The organism is Ruegeria sp. D1(2025), assembly GCF_056536425.1.
The window spans coordinates 1-20,588 of sequence record NZ_JBQFPO010000010.1 but is presented as its reverse complement, the minus strand read 5'-3'; the positions used below and the strand labels follow the sequence as shown (position 1 = coordinate 20,588).

General features: G+C 56.5%; 19 protein-coding genes and 1 pseudogene. 11 read left to right on the top strand and 9 right to left on the bottom strand.

Annotated features, from left to right (window positions below):
* Window positions 1-53 precede the first annotated feature (53 nt).
* On the bottom strand, window positions 54-467 hold the full coding sequence (locus tag ACR1XU_RS18735; protein WP_480907600.1) for a hypothetical protein: 414 nt from the start codon (window positions 465-467) through the stop codon (window positions 54-56).
* Window positions 457-750 (bottom strand): hypothetical protein, encoded by a 294-nt coding sequence (locus ACR1XU_RS18730; RefSeq protein WP_480907598.1) that lies wholly within the window; start codon window positions 748-750, stop codon window positions 457-459. The genes ACR1XU_RS18735 and ACR1XU_RS18730 overlap by 11 nt, the downstream gene beginning before the upstream one ends.
* Before the next feature lie 639 nt (window positions 751-1,389).
* Here ACR1XU_RS18730 and ACR1XU_RS18725 point away from each other — a divergent pair.
* Window positions 1,390-2,106 (top strand): annotated as a pseudogene (locus ACR1XU_RS18725) (fatty acid desaturase); the annotation flags it as partial.
* 253 nt (window positions 2,107-2,359) lie between these two features.
* On the opposite strand, the gene ACR1XU_RS18720 reads toward ACR1XU_RS18725, so the two are convergent.
* Window positions 2,360-3,277: a LysR substrate-binding domain-containing protein gene (locus ACR1XU_RS18720; protein WP_480907596.1), complete on the bottom strand. Its 918-nt coding sequence runs from the start codon at window positions 3,275-3,277 to the stop codon at window positions 2,360-2,362.
* A 103-nt stretch (window positions 3,278-3,380) separates the two neighbouring features.
* Between ACR1XU_RS18720 and ACR1XU_RS18715 the strand changes: the two genes are divergently transcribed.
* The 8 genes from ACR1XU_RS18715 (at window position 3,381) to ACR1XU_RS18680 (ending at window position 8,183) form a co-directional block, all read left to right on the top strand.
* A complete protein-coding gene (locus ACR1XU_RS18715; protein WP_480907594.1) occupies window positions 3,381-3,881 on the top strand; it encodes a DUF6647 family protein in 501 nt (166 codons plus the stop codon).
* Window positions 3,882-4,158: 277 nt separating this feature from the next.
* Entirely contained in the window at window positions 4,159-5,001 is an 843-nt protein-coding gene (gene rplB, locus ACR1XU_RS18710) for a 50S ribosomal protein L2 (protein ID WP_008757664.1), read from the top strand.
* Between the two features lie 3 nt (window positions 5,002-5,004).
* Entirely contained in the window at window positions 5,005-5,283 is a 279-nt protein-coding gene (gene rpsS / locus ACR1XU_RS18705) for a 30S ribosomal protein S19 (RefSeq protein ID WP_005980699.1), read from the top strand.
* 3 nt (window positions 5,284-5,286) lie between these two features.
* Window positions 5,287-5,667 carry a 50S ribosomal protein L22 gene (gene rplV / locus ACR1XU_RS18700; RefSeq protein ID WP_039538267.1) on the top strand — a complete coding sequence of 127 codons (381 nt, stop codon included), beginning with the start codon at window positions 5,287-5,289 and terminating at the stop codon, window positions 5,665-5,667.
* Window positions 5,667-6,377 carry a 30S ribosomal protein S3 gene (gene rpsC, locus ACR1XU_RS18695; protein ID WP_008758042.1) on the top strand — a complete coding sequence of 237 codons (711 nt, stop codon included), beginning with the start codon at window positions 5,667-5,669 and terminating at the stop codon, window positions 6,375-6,377. The genes rplV and rpsC overlap by 1 nt, the downstream gene beginning before the upstream one ends.
* A gap of 12 nt (window positions 6,378-6,389) precedes the next feature.
* Window positions 6,390-6,803 (top strand): 50S ribosomal protein L16, encoded by a 414-nt coding sequence (rplP, locus tag ACR1XU_RS18690; protein WP_170615802.1) that lies wholly within the window; start codon window positions 6,390-6,392, stop codon window positions 6,801-6,803.
* 159 nt (window positions 6,804-6,962) lie between these two features.
* Window positions 6,963-7,511 (top strand): amino acid synthesis family protein, encoded by a 549-nt coding sequence (locus tag ACR1XU_RS18685; RefSeq protein ID WP_480907592.1) that lies wholly within the window; start codon window positions 6,963-6,965, stop codon window positions 7,509-7,511.
* Window positions 7,512-7,562: 51 nt separating this feature from the next.
* The gene (locus ACR1XU_RS18680; protein WP_480907590.1) at window positions 7,563-8,183 is read left to right on the top strand and encodes a 2OG-Fe(II) oxygenase family protein; all 621 of its coding nucleotides are present in this window, start codon (window positions 7,563-7,565) and stop codon (window positions 8,181-8,183) included.
* 503 nt (window positions 8,184-8,686) lie between these two features.
* Here the strand turns inward: ACR1XU_RS18680 and ACR1XU_RS18675 are convergent.
* From ACR1XU_RS18675 to ACR1XU_RS18655, 5 genes are all read right to left on the bottom strand, one after another.
* Window positions 8,687-9,991 carry a caspase family protein gene (locus ACR1XU_RS18675; RefSeq protein ID WP_480907588.1) on the bottom strand — a complete coding sequence of 435 codons (1,305 nt, stop codon included), beginning with the start codon at window positions 9,989-9,991 and terminating at the stop codon, window positions 8,687-8,689.
* A 400-nt stretch (window positions 9,992-10,391) separates the two neighbouring features.
* Window positions 10,392-11,909: an ABC transporter permease gene (locus ACR1XU_RS18670; protein WP_480907586.1), complete on the bottom strand. Its 1,518-nt coding sequence runs from the start codon at window positions 11,907-11,909 to the stop codon at window positions 10,392-10,394.
* Window positions 11,910-11,919: 10 nt separating this feature from the next.
* Window positions 11,920-12,969, bottom strand: a complete 1,050-nt coding sequence (locus ACR1XU_RS18665) for a quaternary amine ABC transporter ATP-binding protein (protein ID WP_480907584.1) — start codon at window positions 12,967-12,969, stop codon at window positions 11,920-11,922.
* A 65-nt stretch (window positions 12,970-13,034) separates the two neighbouring features.
* Entirely contained in the window at window positions 13,035-14,006 is a 972-nt protein-coding gene (locus tag ACR1XU_RS18660; protein WP_480907582.1) for an ABC transporter substrate-binding protein, read from the bottom strand.
* A gap of 36 nt (window positions 14,007-14,042) precedes the next feature.
* Complete coding sequence (locus ACR1XU_RS18655) at window positions 14,043-16,265, bottom strand: DUF1989 domain-containing protein (RefSeq protein ID WP_480907580.1); 2,223 nt, start codon at window positions 16,263-16,265, stop codon at window positions 14,043-14,045.
* Window positions 16,266-16,472: 207 nt separating this feature from the next.
* On the opposite strand from ACR1XU_RS18655, the gene ACR1XU_RS18650 reads away from it, so the two are divergent.
* Entirely contained in the window at window positions 16,473-17,507 is a 1,035-nt protein-coding gene (locus tag ACR1XU_RS18650; RefSeq protein WP_480907578.1) for a LacI family DNA-binding transcriptional regulator, read from the top strand.
* Window positions 17,508-17,813: 306 nt separating this feature from the next.
* Here ACR1XU_RS18650 and ACR1XU_RS18645 read toward each other — a convergent pair whose 3' ends face one another.
* The gene (locus tag ACR1XU_RS18645) at window positions 17,814-19,757 is read right to left on the bottom strand and encodes a DUF3604 domain-containing protein (protein WP_480907576.1); all 1,944 of its coding nucleotides are present in this window, start codon (window positions 19,755-19,757) and stop codon (window positions 17,814-17,816) included.
* A gap of 91 nt (window positions 19,758-19,848) precedes the next feature.
* Between ACR1XU_RS18645 and ACR1XU_RS18640 the strand changes: the two genes are divergently transcribed.
* Window positions 19,849-20,588: recombinase zinc ribbon domain-containing protein (locus ACR1XU_RS18640; RefSeq protein WP_480915648.1), on the top strand; the 740-nt coding region annotated here is incomplete at its 3' end.

Genomic DNA, 20,588 nt, shown 5'->3' with positions numbered 1-20,588 from the left:
AAAACTTTGAGCGAATGGAGCCATGTAATAGGCTCTAAACACTCGCGTTCAAATCAGTCCCAGACGATTGCGGGTGGCGGTGTTCCGCAAACATCGAGCCGCGCTGCAAGGGCAGCAATTTTGCCTTTAGTAACGGCAATTTCACCTTCCAGATCATCACCAGAGAGGCTGGAAACCGGAACACCAATCAAAAATACTCCTACTGCGTCACCTGTAACGGCCTGTTTTTGCCCAGCAATCAACCCAGGGACTTTTGCAGTTTCTTTTTGATAGAGCTCTCTCGCCTTGTTGCAAGGTACATTCGCGTAAACATCGCCCATCGCGACTGGTACGATCGAGCTAGGTTGTTCAGCGCAGGCTGAGATTACCGCAGAAGAACAAAGTATTATGCCGATATTCCGAATACTGAGAGACGCATTGCGTTCTCTTTTTGGTGAAAACATTGCCAACTCTAACTCAGCACGCATAGGAAAACTCCCACTGAGGGTCCACCACTAAGCGAGCTGTCAGAATCTGGCAATTCCGACCAGTAGACGCGAGATAATCTTTGGCAGCAGACTGAAAGACCAACTGAGTTGCATCCATGCTGCCAGCCAAGCCCAGTGTTGCACCCTCGGCTGCGCCGGCAATTGCAGCGTCGCCTATGCTTGGTGTCAGCATAATCAAACCGCTTTCCGGTTTGTCAAAAACCCGCCAGGTTCGCCCATAGGCGTCAAAATCCACTGGCTTGACTTCGCCATAGGTTTCCATGGCGTAACTCAATCCGGTGCATGACGCTGACGCAAGTCCGCATATAAGGGCTAAAGCTACAGAAATAGACTTACAAGACATGATCTCCTCCGCAGAAATGACTCCGGTCTAGAACTGAAGGCTTTATGTCTGCTGATTTCGTTGATACAGATCAAAAAAACCGAATATAATGAACATTGGATGTGAAGCGTAAGCACCGAAGCGGCTGTCGTTGATGGCGCAGATACGACAATGACCTCCCGCAATTGGCGTTGCCGATCAATCATGAAGCACTTGGCCAACTACATTGGCGGCCAGGTCTCCGATGGTTTGGAAATGACATCGCTGTTATTAATACGATATAAGAGACTCGTTTCCACTGACGCGAAAAGTTGCCTGAGCATGCTTTAGGCGACCAGATTAGAAATCTGCCTTATGCTATAGACACCCACCCCCAACCCTGTTTCACGCTCCCAATCTTGCGGCCTCGGATTCGTTCCGGGGCCTCTGATATTTTTAACCGGGGACCTTCGGGGCCCGATATCCTTGGCACCTACGGGGGCCTATCACATAGCAGGGAAATCCCCTGCACTTGCTAAACGGAAGACAGAAAGCATGGCACTCAAGTCGTACAAGCCGACGACGCCGGGCCAGCGCGGGCTGGTGCTGACGCCCTATGACGTCTGGCGTCGTACGCATTCCACGCATCACAACTCTTCCGGTAATCTGGACAAGCGCGGGATGGGCGACGTCCATACGCTGACGGTGGACGAATACCGCGCACTGAAGCCGATGAGCCAGTTTTGGTACCGCGTGTATCGTCATCCGATCACCCTGTTTGGCTTTGGTCCCGGCTATCTGTTCCTGTTGCAGAACCGCCTGCCGCTAGGCCTGACAGGAATTCCGAAATTATGGGTCAGCGCGATGGTGACAAACCTTGCCATTCTGACCGTGCTGGGGGCGATCTACTATTTTGGTGGCCTGATGCCGATGGTGCTGATCTTTCTGCCGTCAACGCTGGTTGCCGCTGCGGCCGGCGTTTGGCTTTTTTACGTTCAGCACCAGTTTGAAGAGACGCAATGGGATCCCGACAAGGACTGGCAATTGCACGAGGCCGCCCTGCACGGAAGTTCGCATTACATCCTGCCATCCATATTGCAGTGGTTCACGGCCAATATTGGCATCCACCACGTCCACCACCTGTACAGCCGCATCCCGTTCTACCGTCTGACCGAAGTGCTGCGCGACCATGATGAACTGGCAAATAGCAACCGGATGACCATCCGTGAGAGCCTCGCCAACGCGCGTCTGCATTTGTGGGATGAAAAGAGCCGTCGCCTGTTGTCCTTTGCGGAGGCGCGGGCGCTGTATGGGTGAGCGGTAGTTACCGCGGAAAGTTGGGCAAGCGGAAAGACTTAAGATAGCCTGCGTGACCCTGGAAATAGGTAACACCATCGTCGTGTCCTCCGGTCTCTGATCGAACCGGTTTTTGGAGAGAGATGAGAGCCCCCGCCAAAGCGGGGGTATTGTTTTCTGGTTTACGGGAAGTTGGCAGAGCTGCAGTCATTTTTGTGAATTTGCACAATGGGACAAAACGCTGAATAAATGAAAAAGTCTTGAGCTCGGTTTCTTACTCAGCAGCTTCGATCGGTTGTGATCTTGCGACGTTTTCCCTGGCCTCAGAGAGCAGCCATTCGCGGAAACTGATGACGAGTGGGTCGTCGCGCTTTTCCTGTGGCGTTGCAATAGCATAGATGGTGAATGGAATCGTTGTGGCCTCGAACAATCGTACGAGGCGACCATCGTTGACCGAACTGCCTATGACGGCTTCATAGGCAAGCGATACACCCAGACCAGCCTCTGCCGCAGTGGAAGCATATTCGCAGTTTGGATAAATCGGGTCACCATGCGGAAGCTCGGCCACGACGCCTGCGGCACGGAACCATTCAGCCCACTGATCGTCAACTTCGTCACGAAACAGCGTCAAGCGCAACAGGTCCCTTGGATGAGAGATGTTTTCGCGTTCCAACAGCGATGGTGAAGCGACCGGGTAGCGCGCCGAGTTCAGGAATGGCACGACATCGACACCTACCTCGGGGTCATCGCGCCACTTGATTACGACATCGGCATCGTTGGTTGCAAAATCTGTGGAGGGCGCGCCCTCGGCAATGCGCAGCCTGACCGCTTTCGCGTGCTCAAATCGCCCCATCCGTGGCACAAGCCATCGGGCGGCAAATCCCGGAGTGGACAAGACCCGCAATGTTTGACCATGTGCGTCAGCCTTCGCCGCGCTGGTGCCGTCTTCGAGGTTGTCCAGCAATTGCGTCAGCCGGCCTGCGTAGTCTCGACCGGTGCCGGTCAAACTGATCCTGTTACCTTCCCGGCGAAAAAGAGCAGTTGCGAGATAATCCTCCAATGCGCGGATTTGGTGCGAAATTGCTGAAGGGCTTAAGCAAAGTTCGTCAGCAGCATCTTTGAAGCTCAGATGCCGGGCTGCGGCCTCAAATGCTTTCACGGCCGAGAACGGGGGTAATTGCCGTTTCTTCACGCGTGAATTTCCCTCATCAAGCAATGAAAAACGATCTTTTGCGGTCAATAATACCTGTCGGCTAGGCTCGGGGCAATTCCTCATCTGTCGGAAGGAGGGAACAATGCTGTTCCTCAGACGCGTCATGCTCGCCGTGGCCGCACAGTTTCTTTTTGCCTTTTCCTTCGCGGTCGCGGCAGAGACCCCGACAGTTCCAGACGATTTGACGGAAGAGCTTCACCGCTGGATAGATACTGCCACGGACCTCCCAAGGGCGCCTTCACCAGCAAGCATCTTTTTTGCTGATTCCAAGAATTTGGCTGAACCGAGTGAGATGGCTTCGATGATTGGCGGCACGCCCCGCGGGATCTATGATCCTGAAACGAAGAGGATAACGCTGGTCCTTCCTTGGAGCGCAGAAGACCCGCAGGACATTTCTGTCCTGCTGCACGAACTTATTCATCATCGTCAGGAGGGTCAGCATTATTACTGTGAGGCCGCCAAGGAACAGGCCGCCTATGGTTTGCAGCAGGCCTGGCTGGCCGAGCGCGACCTTTCGCTGGACGTCAATTGGATCGCGGTTGTCCTGGCTTCAAGTTGTACGGCACGCGACATTCATCCATAACGAGAGATTGTTGGTCTCGCGAAACAACCGCGTCGTTTTTACTGTGCCCCCTGACTGCTGAGTTGGTTCCGAATTTGAGTGCCAGAAAATCAGCAGGGCCCTATAGACACCTACCCCCAACACTGCTACATGCACCCAATCTTACGGCCTCGGATTCGCTCCGGGGCCTCTGATATTTGTAACCGGGGACCTTCGGGGCCCTATACCCTTGGCACCTACGGGGGCCTATCACATAGCAGGGAAATCCCCTGCACTTGCTAAACGGAAGACAGAAAGCATGGCACTTAAGTCGTACAAGCCGACGACGCCGGGCCAGCGCGGGCTGGTGCTGATCGACCGTTCGGAGCTTTGGAAAGGACGTCCGGTCAAGTCTCTCACAGAGGGTTTGACCAAATCGGGCGGCCGGAACAACACCGGACGGATCACTTCACGCCGCCGCGGCGGTGGCGCAAAGCGTCTCTACCGGATCGTTGACTTCAAACGGAACAAATTTGATGTCGCGGCAACCGTCGAGCGGATCGAATATGACCCGAACCGGACCGCATTCATCGCACTGGTAAAATACGAAGACGGCGAGCAGGCATATATCCTGGCTCCGCAGCGTCTGGCTGTTGGTGACAAAGTCGTGGCATCCGCCAAGGCCGACATCAAGCCGGGCAACGCAATGCCGTTCTCGGGCATGCCCATTGGTACCATCGTCCACAACATCGAGATGAAGCCTGGCAAAGGCGGTCAGATCGCACGTGCGGCCGGTACTTACGCTCAGTTCGTTGGTCGCGATGGCGGCTACGCTCAGATCCGTCTGAGCTCGGGCGAGCTGCGCATGGTCCGTCAGGAATGCATGGCCACCGTTGGTGCCGTGTCCAACCCCGACAACTCGAACCAGAACCTCGGTAAAGCCGGTCGTATGCGCCACAAAGGCGTGCGTCCGTCGGTTCGTGGTGTTGCAATGAACCCGATCGACCACCCGCACGGTGGTGGTGAAGGTCGTACCTCGGGTGGCCGTACGCCGGTTACTCCGTGGGGTAAGGACACCAAGGGTAAGCGTACCCGCAACAAGAACAAAGCGTCCCAGAAGCTGATCATCCGCTCGCGGCACGCCAAGAAGAAGGGACGTTAATCTATGTCTCGCTCTGTTTGGAAGGGTCCTTTCGTCGATGCTTACGTGCTGAAAAAAGCCGAAGCAGCGCGCGAGTCGGGCCGCAACGAAGTCATCAAGATCTGGTCGCGTCGTTCCACCATTCTGCCCCAGTTCGTGGGTCTGACCTTTGGTGTGTACAACGGCCAGAAGCATATCCCGGTAAACGTCTCGGAAGACATGATCGGTCAGAAGTTCGGTGAATACTCGCCGACCCGTACCTATTATGGCCACGCCGCAGACAAAAAAGCGAAGCGGAAGTAAGTCATGGGCAAGGAAAAGAACCCCCGCCGCGTGGCTGAAAACGAAGCAATGGCGAAAACGCGCATGCTTCGCACCAGCCCGCAGAAACTGAACCTGGTTGCGCAAATGATCCGCGGCAAGAAAGTTGAGAAGGCTCTGACCGACCTGACTTTCTCGAACAAGCGCGTCGCGCAGGACGTCAAGAAGTGCCTGCAGTCCGCAATCGCGAATGCCGAAAACAACCACAACCTGGACGTTGACGAACTGATCGTCGCCGAAGCATGGGTTGGCAAGAACCTGGTCATGAAGCGCGGTCGCCCGCGTGCCCGTGGCCGTTTCGGCAAGATCATGAAGCCGTTCTCGGAGATCACCATCAAGGTGCGTCAAGTTGAGGAGCAAGCCTAATGGGTCATAAAGTAAATCCGATCGGCATGCGCCTGCAGGTCAACCGCACCTGGGACAGCCGCTGGTACGCCGACACCAAGGACTACGGTGATCTTCTGCTGGAAGACCTCAAGATCCGTGAGTTCATCAACAAAGAGTGCAAGCAGGCCGGTGTTGCCCGTGTGATCATCGAACGTCCGCACAAGAAGTGCCGCGTTACGATCCACACCGCACGTCCCGGTGTCATCATCGGCAAGAAAGGTGCAGACATCGAAGTTCTGCGCAAAAAGCTTGCTCGTATGACCGACAGCGAACTGCACCTGAACATCGTCGAAGTGCGCAAGCCCGAGCTTGACGCGCAGCTGGTTGCCGAGTCCATCGCTCAGCAGCTGGAGCGCCGCGTCTCGTTCCGTCGCGCAATGAAGCGGTCGGTTCAGAATGCCATGCGCATGGGCGCCCTGGGTATCCGGGTGAACGTCGCTGGTCGTCTGGGCGGCGCCGAAATCGCACGGACCGAGTGGTACCGCGAAGGCCGCGTGCCTCTGCACACCCTGCGTGCCGACATCGATTACGCACATGCCGAAGCGATGACCCCCTACGGGATCATCGGGATCAAGGTCTGGATCTTCAAAGGGGAGATCATGGAGCACGATCCGCAGGCACGTGACCGTAAAGCACAGGAACTCCAGGACGGCCCTGCACCTCGTGGTGCTGGTGGCGGTCGTCGCTAAGGAGGGAAAGATATGCTTCAACCAAAGCGTACAAAATTCCGCAAGATGCACAAAGGCCGGATCAAGGGCGAAGCCAAGGGCGGCTCTGATCTGAACTTTGGCACTTACGGCCTGAAAGCCATCGAGCCTGAGCGTGTAACTGCGCGCCAGATCGAAGCTGCGCGTCGTGCCATGACCCGTCACATGAAGCGTCAGGGTCGTGTCTGGATCCGCATTTTCCCCGACACTCCGGTCACTGCAAAGCCGATCGAAGTTCGTATGGGTAAAGGTAAAGGTTCCGTGGACCGTTGGGTTTGCAAGGTCAAGCCCGGTCGCGTGATGTTCGAGATCGACGGCGTCAATGACGACATCGCCCGCGAGGCCCTGCGCCTGGCCGCGATGAAGCTGCCGATCAAGACCCGCGTCGTGGTTCGCGAAGACTGGTAAGCGATTGGGGGCAACCCCATTCGTGACTGAAAAGACCCCCGCCGGGACACCGGCGGGGGTTTTCTGTTTCAACGATGCACTGCATTCGCGGTCGCGTGATTGGATTCGACGAAATACGAAGGCACCCCTAGGCTGTCAGTCAGTTAGCCGGAGGTTCCCATGGTTCAGTTGCGCAAGAAAGTGCTTATCAAAGAAGTGATCACCACAGATCAACTGGGCCAGCCATGCCCACCCATCGTTCGCGTGGCAGCTATGGCCGTCTTTCAAAACCGTCTGGCAGGCAAGTTTTCAGAAGACTTATCGGACTTGTTCGAGATCGGCGGAGCGCTTGGTGCCGATCTGGCTGCCGAAGCAATTGGGCAGCTAGACGGAGTTCCGGTTTCATACGGCAAGGCGGCCATCGTCGGCATAAACGGAGATCTCGAACAAGGCGGGGCTGTGATTCACCCCAAGCTAGGTGCCCCAATGCGCGCGGCGGCTGGCGGGGGCGAGGCTGTGATCCCATCAAATGTAAAACTGGGTGCACCAGGTTGCGCCATCGATCTGCCGCTGGGACACAAGGACAACCCGTGGTCATTCGATCATTTCGACACGATGACACTGAATGTAGCAGATGCGCCGAAACCGGACGAGATGGTATTGTGCCTTGCCTATGCGGATGGTGGCCGCCCTATCCCGCGCTGTGGCAAAGGGCCCCTTAAGACGTAACCCTGGAAACATTAACTGGCCTTGCTGCAAGGGCTGGGTTATTCCCGGCCCATGCCACAGATTGATTCACTCTTCGTCACCCGCCTCTACCGCGCTGCCCTTTCTGAATTCGATCCGAAAATCGACCCGGAAGAGCTGGAAAATTCCTGCTTGGTCATCGCCGAGGATGATGAGGCCGGACAGGACTGGTGTGAGGAAAACGGCTATCCCGGTTATACCAGCTACGCCTCCCTGACCGATCTGCCATGGCGGTTCCCAATATTTGCCGATCTGGTCAAGGTTTTGGATCAGCACGTGGCCGCGTTTGCCAAGGATCTTGAGTTTGACCTGGGCGAAGGAGAACTGAAGCTTGAGGATCTGTGGATCAACATCCTGCCCGAAGGCGGGATGCATTCCAGCCACCTGCACCCTCACAGCGTGATCTCAGGCACAACTTACGTCGCGATGCCAGAAGGCGCCAGCGCGCTGAAACTAGAAGACCCTCGGTCCAGCCGCATGATGGCCGCCCCCACACGCCTCAAGGGTGGTCGGCGCGACTTGCAGCCGTTCATCTATGTAAAGCCGAAGGTGGGGGACGTGTTGCTGTGGGAAAGCTGGCTGCGCCATGAGGTTCCGATGAACATGGCCGAGGACGAACGGATCAGCGTCAGCTTCAATTACCGTTGGGATTAACAAACCAGGTCATAGCGGGCGCAGCAAAGCCTTCCCGTCCGCGTATCAACTGCGGTTGCATACGTCTTCCGACAGTGCAGGCCATGAGGCCTGAAAACAAAGTCGACCAGCCATGATGAGCGTTATCTTTTCGTAATCCTGACGTCCACAAACCAGTTTTTGTCAAATCGGCCCTGTGTACTGCTCAGCGACCTTCCCGCCGAAAAATCTGGCGGCAGGTTCTGACTTATCGAGAATCCGACAACAATCGAACTCTTGAACAAGTAATTCGTGCGGCCGGACACGCGCAATTGACCGCTATCAGAAAGCGATGCGCTATAGCTCTTGGGCCGCGACGCTCCGCCCTTGGCGAATTCCTGAGCACTGATCAACTGAAACCCGTTGGCGGACTTGCGGTAGTGTAATCGCAAGACCAGCTTTGTGCCAGAACCCGCGTCTTTGCCATTGGGGTTCGCCCGTCGGCTGATATCGATGACATAATCCCCATATAGCGGGCTGGACGCCTAGGCACGGGGATTTGGCAACGCCACTGAAACGCGGCTGTCAGGCTGCACATTGCTATCAAGTGGCGGTTCGGGTTTCGCGATGTTTTTCAGAACAGCATAGCTTTTCTCGGTCAGGTATCCGGTTCCCTCTGAACCGCTTTGCCCCTGAAATCGACGCAAGGCCGCGCGAGACCGCGCACCGAATATCCCGTCAACTGGCCCGGCGGAATAGCCCAGAGCATTCAGACCGCGCTGAATACTTCGATAGTCGCTTCGGCTTAAGTTCAACGCAGTTTCGGTTTCCAGCGCCATGTCTTGTTGCGCATTCTCCCGAACCCCCTGGTCGGCTGTATTCTTCGACATAAAGGACAGGTCGCCTGCATTCCTTTGGCCATCCGAGGCCTTCGTTTTTGGCTGAGCCTGATTGCCAATCGCGCCAGCGACCTCGCCAGCGTACTGTCCGGCCCTTGTGTTCGGATAGAGTTGCGCGATCATTTCCAATGCGCCCTTCTTCACACTGTCATCTTCCAGCTTCAGTGCTTCGCGCAGGACGCGTTGAGCCGCGTCTTCGCGTTCGTCAGCAGGGAGGGGTTCTGCGGTTGCAGAGTTTTGGTCTAATTCGGTTGAAGGAGCCTTGATTGCTGCAGGAACAAGGAAGATGTCGCGCCCGGGCAGTGAGCCATAGGTGAACGGCTCCTGATAGCCCTCGGTCAGGTCAAAAACTGTGTCCCGCACTTTGCGGAAAAGCTTTCCCAATTCCAGACCGGGCACTTCGATATGCTCCAGCAAAGCCTGCGCGTAAGGGCTGTTGCGGCCCACGCCATCCAATGCCAGCGTCCCACTGCGCGCGGAATACCCGACAAGCACGCCGCCCGGGTCGATACGTCCCAATCCCCGGCCAATCGACCGGGTCGCCGTGGTTCGGACCATTTGCGACACGAACGGGTTGTTCCGGCAGGCGTCCACAAGAACCAGTTTCAAGCCTTTGGCCGTTGAAACTGAATTCAGCATTGTCTCCAACCGGATGGCCTCGAACTCTACATCCTTGTCACTTCTGAGTTCCGCGTTTGTGGGTATCAGATAGTTTGTATTGTCGATTTCGATTCCGTGGCCCGCAAAGTAGACCAGCACCATATCTGCGTCGCCTGTTTCCTCGGAAAAATCCCGAAGGGTAAGCCGCATGTCTCGGTAATCGAGGTTGTATTTTTGGGTGACAACAAACCCGATCCGCCCAAGCGCGGCGGCTACGTCCCTGACGTCATTGGCCGAGTTGGGAATGTCCGAAACATGGTCATACTGTGCGTTGCCGATTACAAGCGCCACGCGCTTTGCCTCGGCTGATGTCGCAATACTCAGGCAAAGTACCAGGCCCCAGAAAAAGCAAAGAACCATCCGCAAGCCGCGACGGAATTGATGAGTTTGGCATCTAAACATAAGTAACAGCAGATTTTTTAACCTGAGTATACTCTATCACACCCTGGTCTGCCCCGCGACGTCAAGCTGGCGCACGCGGTACTTAGAGGGATTTCACGGCTTTTGGTTTTGACGAAGAACAGAAAATATCAACGACAAGTCAATATCTTGCCGCTCGTCTGTGACCGGTCCGTTTTCACATGACCAAGCATCTTGCCGTGAATGCCTGAACCGATCACTGTTCCTACATGCCGAACCACCAGATCCGAAAACTGGAAGCAGCCAAACCGGTGCTACCGGAAAGCCGTGGTCATTTCTTGCCTGCCACAATGCGGTCCAGAATGAGAGCACAGAAGAGGATTGCCAGACCCGCCAGTATGCCTTGCCCAGCGGCAGCATATTGCAGAGCCTCCAGCACATCTTCGCCCAGGCCTTTCGCACCAATCAGTGATGCAACAACGACCATGGCAAGTGACATAAGTATGGTCTGGTTGACGCCAGCCATGATGGTCTTGTGCGCCAGCGGCAGATCTACTTTCCACAACAGATAGCGCGGCGTTGCGCCAAATGCGAGGGCAGCCTCGCGCACGGTTTCCGGCACTTGCTGCAGACCCAGGACGGTAAAGCGGATCACCGGTGGGCTTCCAAAGATCATTGTCGCAACGACTCCGGCAGGTTTGCCAGACCCGATGAAGGCGACAACTGGGATCAGATACACGAAGGACGGCATCGATTGCATGAAGTCCAGGGTTGGCCGCACGATGGCAAACGCGCGGGGGCGGCGTGCACAGTAAATGCCAAGCGGAATACCCAGCGTGATCGAGATCAGCGCAGCGGCCCCCAGCAGGGCAATAGTTGTCATCGCCTTCTCCCAGAAATCCAGCAGGCCGAAATAAGCCAATGCCGCACCGGTGAAAATTGCCACGCGCGGGCCAGCGGAAAGATAAGCCAGCATGATTATGACCAGTCCCACGACCGGCCAAGGGGTGTCGACCAGAACCACTTCGATCCAGTCCAGAAGGGTGCGCATTCCGTAGGTCAGCCCATCGAAGAAACCGCGTCCGGCTGTTTTGGTCCACTCGAATACGGCCTGTACGCCGTCACCCACGTTGAGCCGCCAATCCCGGTTTGTCGGAAAGGTCTTTAGAACAGACAGCGCATCAGGTTGCGCAAACTTGATGGCAGAAAGAACAACGACAACCAGGGTCAGCACGGACGCGACGATCATCCGGGGCACAGACCATCCATGAGCCACGCTGGAATCCGATCGCCAGCGCGCGAACTGACCTTCCAGCGTCCAGTTGGCCAACGACGCCGCGAGGAGTTTGACCGCCAGCAGCAGGAAAAGCCCGACCGCCAGATAGGTGATACCGGTAGAGTCAGCGCTCTGTGCGGCTTCCTGCGCTCCGGCCAGGGCGCCTTCCAGCGACTCTGCCGCACGTTTTAGGGAATCCAGCGACGCCGCGCCGGATTGTTCCGCCGCCTCGATCTGCTGTCGACGCAGCGCCAGAGTCTGTTCGATCTGATCGGCCCGTTCGCGAAACTCCCGCCCCAGATCACCGAAAAGACCCAAGCCGACTTGAATGTAAGCCAATGTTTCAAGAACCAGAAAGCTTAGGAACCAGGACCAGAGGCCTCGCGCGCCGAACCAGATCGGGCCGAGAACGGCGGCAGCCTTGTTCAGGGTGAACCGATAACCCGGCGCCTGCATCATATAGGCAAAGGTCTTTTGATAATATGCTTGGCTTTGCCCGACGAAATCAGCGATCAAACCTTTCAGACGGTCGGCAGTTTCGGGTTTGACCTGCTGTGCATCAACGTGTTTCATCGTGGTCCCCTTAGGCCTGACTGTTTTGAATGGCGCGGATAAGCCCTGCGCGGTTGATCACGCCCACGGTCTTGCCGTCTTGGGTGACTGCGACCACTCCGTGCCCTTCGACACAAAGGTTCATCAGGTCGGACAGATCCATGTCGGGATGGGCCTCTTTGGCGTCATCGGGAACTTCGCCGTGATGGGCCTCGAATTCGTCGACCGGTTTCATCACCGAGTGCGCAAAGATCATGTTGAGCTTGGAAATCCCGGCGACGAAATCGGCGACGTAATCATCGGCGGGATTGAGGATGATTTCTTCCGGCGTGCCGATCTGAACGATGCGCCCATCCTTCATGATCGCGATGCGGTGGCCGATACGGATCGCCTCATCAAGGTCATGGGTGATAAACATCGTGGTCTTGTTGAGCTTGTGGCTGAGTTCCATGAACTGGTCTTGCAATTGCTTCCTGATCAGCGGATCGAGGGCCGAGAATGGTTCGTCCATCAGCAGGATTTCAGGGTCTGCAGCGATCGCCCGGGCAAGGCCGACACGCTGCTGCATGCCGCCGGACAACTCATGTGCGTATTTGTCTTCCCAGCCATTGAGCTCTACCAGTTCGAGAACGCGATCTGCCTCTTCCCAGCGACGCGCCTTGCCGGTGCCGCGAATTTCCAGAGGCATGGCCACGTTGTCGCGGACAGTGCGGTGGGGCATCAGGCCGAAGTTCTGGAACACCATGGCGACGCGGCGGTTCCGCAAATCGCGAAGCCCGTCATCGTTCAGACCCATCACGTCATCGCCGTCCAGGTAGATGTGGCCATCGGTGGGTTCCAGCAGGCGATTCACGTGGCGCACTAGGGTCGATTTACCCGACCCGGACAGGCCCATGACGCAAAACAGCTCACCGCGCTCGATCTCAAAGCTGGCATCAGCGACGCCGACAACACTGTTGAACCGCTCCAACACCTCGGCCTTGCTCAACCCTTCACTGTGAATGGCCTTCAGTGCGTCCCGCGCGCGTGCTCCGAACACTTTCCACACGCCGCGCGCATCGATTGCGATATCCGCTGTCATACTGGCCCCACCTTGGTCTAGCTTTCAGAATGTGCCCCCGACAACCTGGCCGGGGGCACTGGGTATCAGTTGGTTTTCAGGCCCAGCCAGCCGTCGACGGTATCGCCGTTCGCGGCGATCCATTCGGCCACAACTTCATCCGTTTCGCGCCCTTTAACGACAACTTCGTAGGTTAGGCCGCTGAGTTGATCGGCATTCATGTTGATGTTGCTCAGAAAAGAAGCTGCGGCCGGATTGCGCTGCTCCAGAGATTTGGAGTGGGCAACCGTCACGGTTTTCACAGGCTCGCCTGTGCTGACATGCGATTTGTTGTACCAATCCGCGTCCTGATCCGGCTGAACCATCTTGTATGTGGCCGCGTCGTGTGCGGGCTCTTCAAGGATTGTCACATCATACAGCGCGTGCACATAATGCGGCGCGTAGCAGTAGAAAGCGGCGCCTTTTTTCTGGTCGATTTGATCTTTGAGACGGGAATAGAACACCGTCTCATCTTCGGTTGTCGGAGTCAGGAACGTTTCGATACCATAGTCGCGCACACGCACCTTAAAGGTGTTGGTTGAGGCCCAGCCCGACGCGCCGACCCAAACTTCGCCCATGCCATCGCCGTCAGAGTCGAACAATTCCTGGGCCATAGGTGTGGCCAGATCATAGATCGATTTGATGCTGTGATCATCGACCATGTAGTTGGGAACACAAATCCCCGCCCGGCCCTCGTAGCTGCCTGAAGACAGCGCGACGGTGCCTTTCTGGTCGACGTATTCATCGGTGAAGGAAGACTGGTTCGGCAACCAGACATCGGGGTGCACATCAATGTCCCCTCGCCCGCCATCCATTGCGGCAAAAATCACGGCGTTGGCGCCCGGCGCATAGCCCACCTCTCCGCCCAAACGCGTTTCGATAACCTGCCCGATGACGCGGCTCATGATTTTGGCACCGGGCCAGCTGGGTTCGCCCACCATGACCTTGTCTTGCGCCAACGCTGAAGTAGCACCCAAGGCGAAAGCCAGTGTTGCCATGAGTGTTGTCAGTTTCTTCATATCAAATTCTCCCGTTGCGTTGTGTTGGATGCGCCATCAGACGCGCGCCCGCTTGCGTTGCGGGTCTATGAATGGAATGTCCGATACCGTTGCCCCCAGGCGTTTCATCCGCCCGTCGAGTTGCCCAATTTCAAGTTGCGTGCCGTTCTCGGCATGCTCGACCGACAGCCGCGCCATGGCGATCGCGTGTTCAAGCATCGGTGATCGGATGGCCGAAGTGACCACGCCCACCTGCCGTTCGCCAGCAAAGACCGAAGCGCCATGAGCAGGCACATCATCGCACCCGATCAACAATCCCTTGAGCACGCGGCGCGGCTCTCGCGCGTTTCGCTCAAGCGCAGATTTGCCCGTAAAGCTCGCCTTGTTCAGATCGACCGCGAAGTCCAAACCGGCCTCGAACGCGTCGACGCCCGGCGCAAACTCGGTATTTGCCCCGGCCAATCCGGCTTCGATCCGGATGATGTCCAGCGCAGCCGAGCCCATGGGTGTGATCCCAAACTCTTCACCCGCCTCCATCACCGCATCCCAGATCGCTAGCGCGTCGGTCTTGGAACAGAAGACTTCGTAACCCAGTTCCCCGGTATAACCCGAGCGTGAGAGCATGAATGGCGCACCATCGCGATCATTGAGCCGGGCAATTGTGACCCCGAACCACTTCAGATGATCCAGCGAAGGTACATGTGGCTGGGTGAAGGCAATCTTACGCAGCAAGTCGCGGGATTTTGGCCCCTGAATGGCGAGGTTCGGCATCGCGTTCCGCATCGCGTGCACCCGAACCTGCAGGCCCATATTCGTCGCCAATGCCTGCAACGAACGACCGCTTTCTTCGGATCCACAGCACCAACGGAAGATTTCGGGCGCAAGACGGAAAAGCGTGCCATCATCAATGACTGAGCCACTTTCGTCACACATCAACGTGTAAGATCCGCGCCAGACCGGCAATTTGGCGACATTTCGTGTTGTTGCCTGCTGCAGCAATTTCTCGGCATCCGGGCCAACAATATCAAACTTGCGCAACCCGCTCATGTCCTGAACTGTCACGGCCTCACGACAGGCCCAGTATTCACCCAAGGTGCCGTGCGCCGGAAAGCTGACTGGTGCCCATAGATCACGTGCAGGCGCGAATTGTTGGGTCAACGGGGCCAGCCGATCATGAAATGCGGATTCCTGACTGATCGACATCGGGGCATCTTCCTTTTCACGATAGGCAACCGCACGGCGGATCGGCGTTTCTGGGCGGTAGATGCGGACGTGCACATCCGTCGGGTTCCAGCCATTGATCGGGTCAATATCGTCCGGGCAAGCGGTCGAAACGCACACCAGGTCCTCCATTGCGCGCATGGCGACATAGTCACCGGGGCGGGAATAGGACTCCTCGGTAAGAATGTGATGCGTCGCCGGATCGACCCATGTGTTCCAGAAAAAATTGATCGCGGGCCAGGCCGAACGTCGCGCGACGCCGTAAGGCGCCAGCGCATTCGACATGTTATCGGAACAGTTCACATGGCCGGGAAAGCCGCGCTCTTCATAACCTCGGGCGGTGCAGGCCAGACCGAAAGTGTCGTGGCGCCCACAGGTGTCCTGCACCACATTGAGAAGTGGTCGCATCTCACGATCGTAGAACTTGTCCAGCAACCCCGGGCCAGGATAGGCGCGTCGCACCAATGATCGCGTCGCCGTCGAGTCGATCATCCATTCAATTCCGCGTTCCAGCTCATCGGAACGCAGCACCATGAAGTCCGAGCACTGCTGCCCTTCCACGTCGATGATCTGAACGAATTCGCCCGCTTTCAATTCGTAAGCCAGCGCCGTTCCTCTCGGTACAGTAAACTCGTCCCGGACATCTCCCAGAAGTGGCGGCAGCTGAGGCTGGTCCGAGACTGCACATTGATGGGAGACCGTAACGCATCCGGTATCGGTTCCCTCAACCAAGCCAGAAATGAGCGTTGGCCTGATCAACCAAACTGTCACGCGTTTTTCGACACGCAACACTAGCGGTTCTGATGAGGCCATTAGCCTGAAACACGCGACTTCCTGCCTTGGATCTCCGCCATTTGCACCAATCCAACCTGTAAAAGGGTCGCTGTTGAATGCACCTTGATCAACCGTTCCGTTCGCTTGCAGTTTCAGTCGAGCAAGCGCAGGCCTCCCATCGGCAAACGCAACAATGTCCAGCGGATAACCCTGCGATGTCGCCTCAAATGACAGCAGGTCGCCCTCGGCGGCTTCAACACGGTGCGCGTCGCGTGGCGCCAGCACATATTCTCGGACACCCGAGGCCTTCGGAAAGCCCGGGAATCTGCGTCCCGGGCTAATAAACCCGGCATTCGTGAACTCGTGTAGGACAGCGGAACCATGCATGTTGCCGTAGGATTCTCATTTATGAAACTAGTTACAGAGGTTGATGAAACTAGTTACATATGTCAACACTTTCGTTGAAGGTAGAAAAAATAGGCGCGATACCACGTGACACAAAAAGACCCGACGTTGAAAAAACGCGCAAATCTCAGAGATGTTGCGAAAGCAGCGGGCGTATCGGTCGCAACCGTATCCCGGGTGTTGAACGAACCGGGTGTTGTGAAAAAGGAAACTCTGGAGAAAGTTCAGAAAGCAATTGCGGATCTTCGATTCGTCCCCAGCGCGGCCGCCAGAGCAATCAACTCTGGTCGGACCCGTTTCGTGGGTGCGCTGGTACCAACGTTGGACAATGCCATTTTCGCTCGGTTTCTTGCTGCGCTCGAACGCAGACTGTCCCAAGATGGGCTTTCACTGATCGTAGCCACAACTGAGTCAGACCTGGAAGTTGAAGCCGAAAAGGCGAAGGGGCTGGTTGATATCGGGGCTGAAGGGCTGATCATTACTGGCGCAACACACGCCGCTGAATTTCACGACCTGATCGAGCGCACAAGAATCCCCACGATCGTCACATCATACTTTGACGTCTCCAACCCTTTTCCAACGATTGGATACGATAACAAGGCCGCGGCACAATTGGCCCTACGGCATCTGATTAAGCTTGGACACCGGCGGATTGCAGTTGTTCACGGCCCTGTTCACAACAATGATCGAACACGGGCCCGACTTTCCGGGCTGCACGAGCTGAATTGGGATGGCGAGATAACGACAGTTGAAACCGAAATAAGCCTCCGGGGCGGCGCCGAGGCTACTGCACGCATCGTCAACAGGTCGGTCAAACCAGATGCGATCCTGTGTCTGTCGGACGTTGTGGCACTAGGGGTTTTGTTTGGTCTTCAATCCAACGGCATCAGTGTCCCGGACGAGGTGTCTTTAATGGGCCTGGATGACCTGCCAAGCTCTGCCGTGGCTGTACCTTCCATAACAACAGTTCATCTTCCAGTTTCAACAATGGGTGAAAGGGCAGCGATCGCATTGGCGCGTTGGATTTCCACTCAGGAGAGACCTGAGCCTGAAAGGTTAGAGGCAGACCTGGTTGAAAGAAGTTCGACGATTCGAAAGCGCGCTTTCGACGAATACGGCTGACTTTCGAAAAACCGTCCGCGAATACCCATTCGCTGGCCTCCGCAACGCTCTGAATACGAAACCTGACGAAGTTCGAGGTTGGCGGCATTGGACTTATTCCTACACGCGATACAATCCACCGAGAGAGGCTGATTGAGCCTTTCTCGCACCTCCGGTCTTTGTGTCTGACCGTCTTGGCCGAAAGCAGCTCAATCCACAATCAACTTCGAGCCCCAAGTAACCGCCTGAAAGGACGGATTTCGCTTTGTGACGCTGCCTTGGGAGCTAAGGGGCTTCGGTCACAGTCAACCTCGGTTGCCGGACATCTCAGCCTTCTGGAGTATACCAGATTGGCGAAGTGTACGCGCGCTCCTGTGTTGAGGTAGGCACATCTGCGGGCAGTTCGTCCCCGAACCGAACGGCATCGTAAACTGTCCACCTGGGCGTCGGAATTTCCAGAACACGAACGTAGTAGAATGCCCGCAATGAAGGATCGAAGTCGGGATCCTTCCAAACCGTCAACAGCTCCGGAGAACCGATTGAGTTGGTGAACGTACCCGTTGCGACATCCACGGTGTTACCCACTGCGGGTAGATTGCCATCGGCATCCGGTTGCCTGTCTCCCGACCACGCCACGTCATACACCTGCTCTTCCGTGTCGCCGTTGGCATTTACCCAACCCTTCACAACTTGAACACGGTCGAGATTGCCGGAATACGGGTCCTTGAGTGCAGCAATAAGGAATGTCGGTGCATCCGCGCCCTCGGGCACTTCAGAGAGGTCGCCGCCCATGGGAACGCCTTTGTCATATCCTATTTCGGCAGGCAGACGTGATCGCGCGTCCTCCTCTGTGAAGTCCCAGCCACCAAAGAAACGAACCGTTATGCGGCTACCGGTTGTTCCATAAACTTCTTTGCGCTCCATGGCGTCGAATATGGCTTCGCGTGTGTTGTCTTCGGCCCAAACCGCCGCGTAGCCAGAGGCTGCCATTTCCCACCCGAGGATCCTCAACGCGTCAAATTCGCCAACGACATGCTGCCATCGACCGGGCTCCGGCTCGACGCCTGAGTGCTTGCCAAAGAAATTATCCTCTTCCGCCGTCGCCAACGCGGTATGGCTGTCGGTCGAACCCACGACACCGAATTTGTACGGATTGGTACCAAGTTGCGCTTCCAGCTTGAGACCGTTCTTCAGAGCCTCGCGGGCATATTCGTACTGAAGCATCCAGTCTTCTTTGGGCGTCGGGCCAAGATTGGATTTATCCCAGGTTTCATAGTCCGCGAATTCATCGTTCGGGCTTAGGAACGGATGGGTTTCCCCATCACCCTTGATCTGGGTGATCTCGTACATCGGCTCCCATTTCGCGCGCCGTTCAGCGTAGTCCGCCGTCAAAGGCTCACCCGTTTCCGGATTGGTCTCGACCGGAAACATAAGGCCGTTGGAAACGTTGCCGTTGTGGGCAAGGGCCAGAACACGACCGCCGGTTTCCATTTCATATGTTTCCATCCAGTCCCACAGCTTTTCCGGATTAAAGGTTTCTGCGGTCGTGAAGGGCAGCATTTGCCGTGCGCGAATGGCATCATCACGGTAAATCACGTTGCGATGGAGGTTGTTGCCGGCTTCGGTAGATGTCCATTCGTATCCGATGAACGCAGTAAACGAACCAGGGTCATCGTGATGATCGGCAGTTTGCGTGAACTCGTCCCAAACGGACTGCACGAACCTGCGATCCGACACAGCCTCGGGAAGGGCTTCCCCGGTAATTCCGGCAAATGTCTCAATGACCTCCATAGTCGCACCGAGAGCAACGTCTCCACCTGCATTAAGTCGCTCGCTCCAGTCTCGAAGCGTTGGATCACGCATCAGCGTCGAGTTTCCCGCAATGATTTCATTCATTGCCCCCATGGCATCCGAATGATCGGAAACAACAAGCCAGTCGAGCGGTCGAGACAGTTGTACGCGGAGGCCGTGTGATGTCGTGACCTCCTCACCCCGTGCAAATCGATAAGCGTCATCCGGGCTCAGGATGACCCCAAATCCACGCGCATCCAGCGAATTGGACGTGTGCAGGTGGGTATCGCCCCACAGGGGACGAGTCGGAAAGTCGCGGCCGGCATAAGGCGAGAAATCTGCGGGCGCGGGTTCGCGCATATCGTCAACCGATATGGTCATCTCCCCGACCTGCCCACCTTGCGCGGACTCCTGAGCTTTGGAAGAGGTCGCACATAATGCGACAGAAACAATTGCTGTCGATGTCAGAAAAAATCTCATTGGAGCCTCCCAGGCCAGCTGAATGCCTGCCCATGGCAGCATTTGGCGCAGTGATCCGTCAAGGAGGACAAGCAAAATTTAATAGTGAGACATGTGCGCCTACTATGGGAGCCGTGGTCCGTTCTGCCCTTTGTGTGGGCATCAAAACAAGTTTCAGCAAATTGAGCAGCCTCATCTGACCGGTCTTGCATTCTGCGGCACCTGCGGAGGGCCGCTCGCGACAGTCGGGCGCGACTATCTCGCCTGCTCTGCTGCCCGCAAGCTCGGCACCTGCACGCACAGGCAATCCATTCGGCGCAATGTCCTGGAAGACGCCGTTCTGGATTTGCTTCGTCGGCGCCTGATGCAGCCCGACGCAGTGGCCGCTTTTATCAAGTCCTTCAGCGAAGCCGCCAACGCAGAAGCCAGCACAGCGGAAGTAGCCCGGACCCGTCTGCAATCCGAGCGGGACAAAGCGGCGCGCAAACTGAATGGGTTCTATGATGCAATCGCAGAGGGCATTCGTACCCCCGGCCTTCAAACGCGGCTCGAAGAGCTTGAAGCGCAGATCGCCGGTCTTGATGCGAAGCTGTCTGAGCCTGTGCCCTCACCGGTGCGCCTTCACCCGAACCTGTCGGAACTCTATCGCTCCAAGGTCGCCGATCTGGCACAGGCACTATCAGACCCGGCGATCCGCACGGGGGCCTTGGAGATTATCCGGGGCTTGATCGAACGTGTTACGATCCAACATGACCGGGATGGCGTGCGGATTGAGTTGGAGGGTGCCCTGGCGGCGCTGATAGGGTTGGTCCAGAATGAACAAAGCCGCCTTGCGGCGGCTTGTTCGGTACT

Coding starts and splice junctions, on each gene's coding strand:
- rplB (WP_008757664.1), top strand. CDS start 4,159: ATGGCACTTAAGTCGTACAAGCCGACGACGCCGGGCCAGCGCGGGCTG.
- ACR1XU_RS18645 (WP_480907576.1), bottom strand. CDS start 19,757: ATGAGATTTTTTCTGACATCGACAGCAATTGTTTCTGTCGCATTATGT.
- rplP (WP_170615802.1), top strand. CDS start 6,390: ATGCTTCAACCAAAGCGTACAAAATTCCGCAAGATGCACAAAGGCCGG.
- ACR1XU_RS18735 (WP_480907600.1), bottom strand. CDS start 467: ATGCGTGCTGAGTTAGAGTTGGCAATGTTTTCACCAAAAAGAGAACGC.
- ACR1XU_RS18660 (WP_480907582.1), bottom strand. CDS start 14,006: ATGAAGAAACTGACAACACTCATGGCAACACTGGCTTTCGCCTTGGGT.
- rpsS (WP_005980699.1), top strand. CDS start 5,005: ATGTCTCGCTCTGTTTGGAAGGGTCCTTTCGTCGATGCTTACGTGCTG.
- rpsC (WP_008758042.1), top strand. CDS start 5,667: ATGGGTCATAAAGTAAATCCGATCGGCATGCGCCTGCAGGTCAACCGC.
- ACR1XU_RS18730 (WP_480907598.1), bottom strand. CDS start 750: ATGGAAACCTATGGCGAAGTCAAGCCAGTGGATTTTGACGCCTATGGG.
- ACR1XU_RS18685 (WP_480907592.1), top strand. CDS start 6,963: ATGGTTCAGTTGCGCAAGAAAGTGCTTATCAAAGAAGTGATCACCACA.
- ACR1XU_RS18670 (WP_480907586.1), bottom strand. CDS start 11,909: ATGAAACACGTTGATGCACAGCAGGTCAAACCCGAAACTGCCGACCGT.
- rplV (WP_039538267.1), top strand. CDS start 5,287: ATGGGCAAGGAAAAGAACCCCCGCCGCGTGGCTGAAAACGAAGCAATG.
- ACR1XU_RS18680 (WP_480907590.1), top strand. CDS start 7,563: ATGCCACAGATTGATTCACTCTTCGTCACCCGCCTCTACCGCGCTGCC.
- ACR1XU_RS18715 (WP_480907594.1), top strand. CDS start 3,381: ATGCTGTTCCTCAGACGCGTCATGCTCGCCGTGGCCGCACAGTTTCTT.
- ACR1XU_RS18665 (WP_480907584.1), bottom strand. CDS start 12,969: ATGACAGCGGATATCGCAATCGATGCGCGCGGCGTGTGGAAAGTGTTC.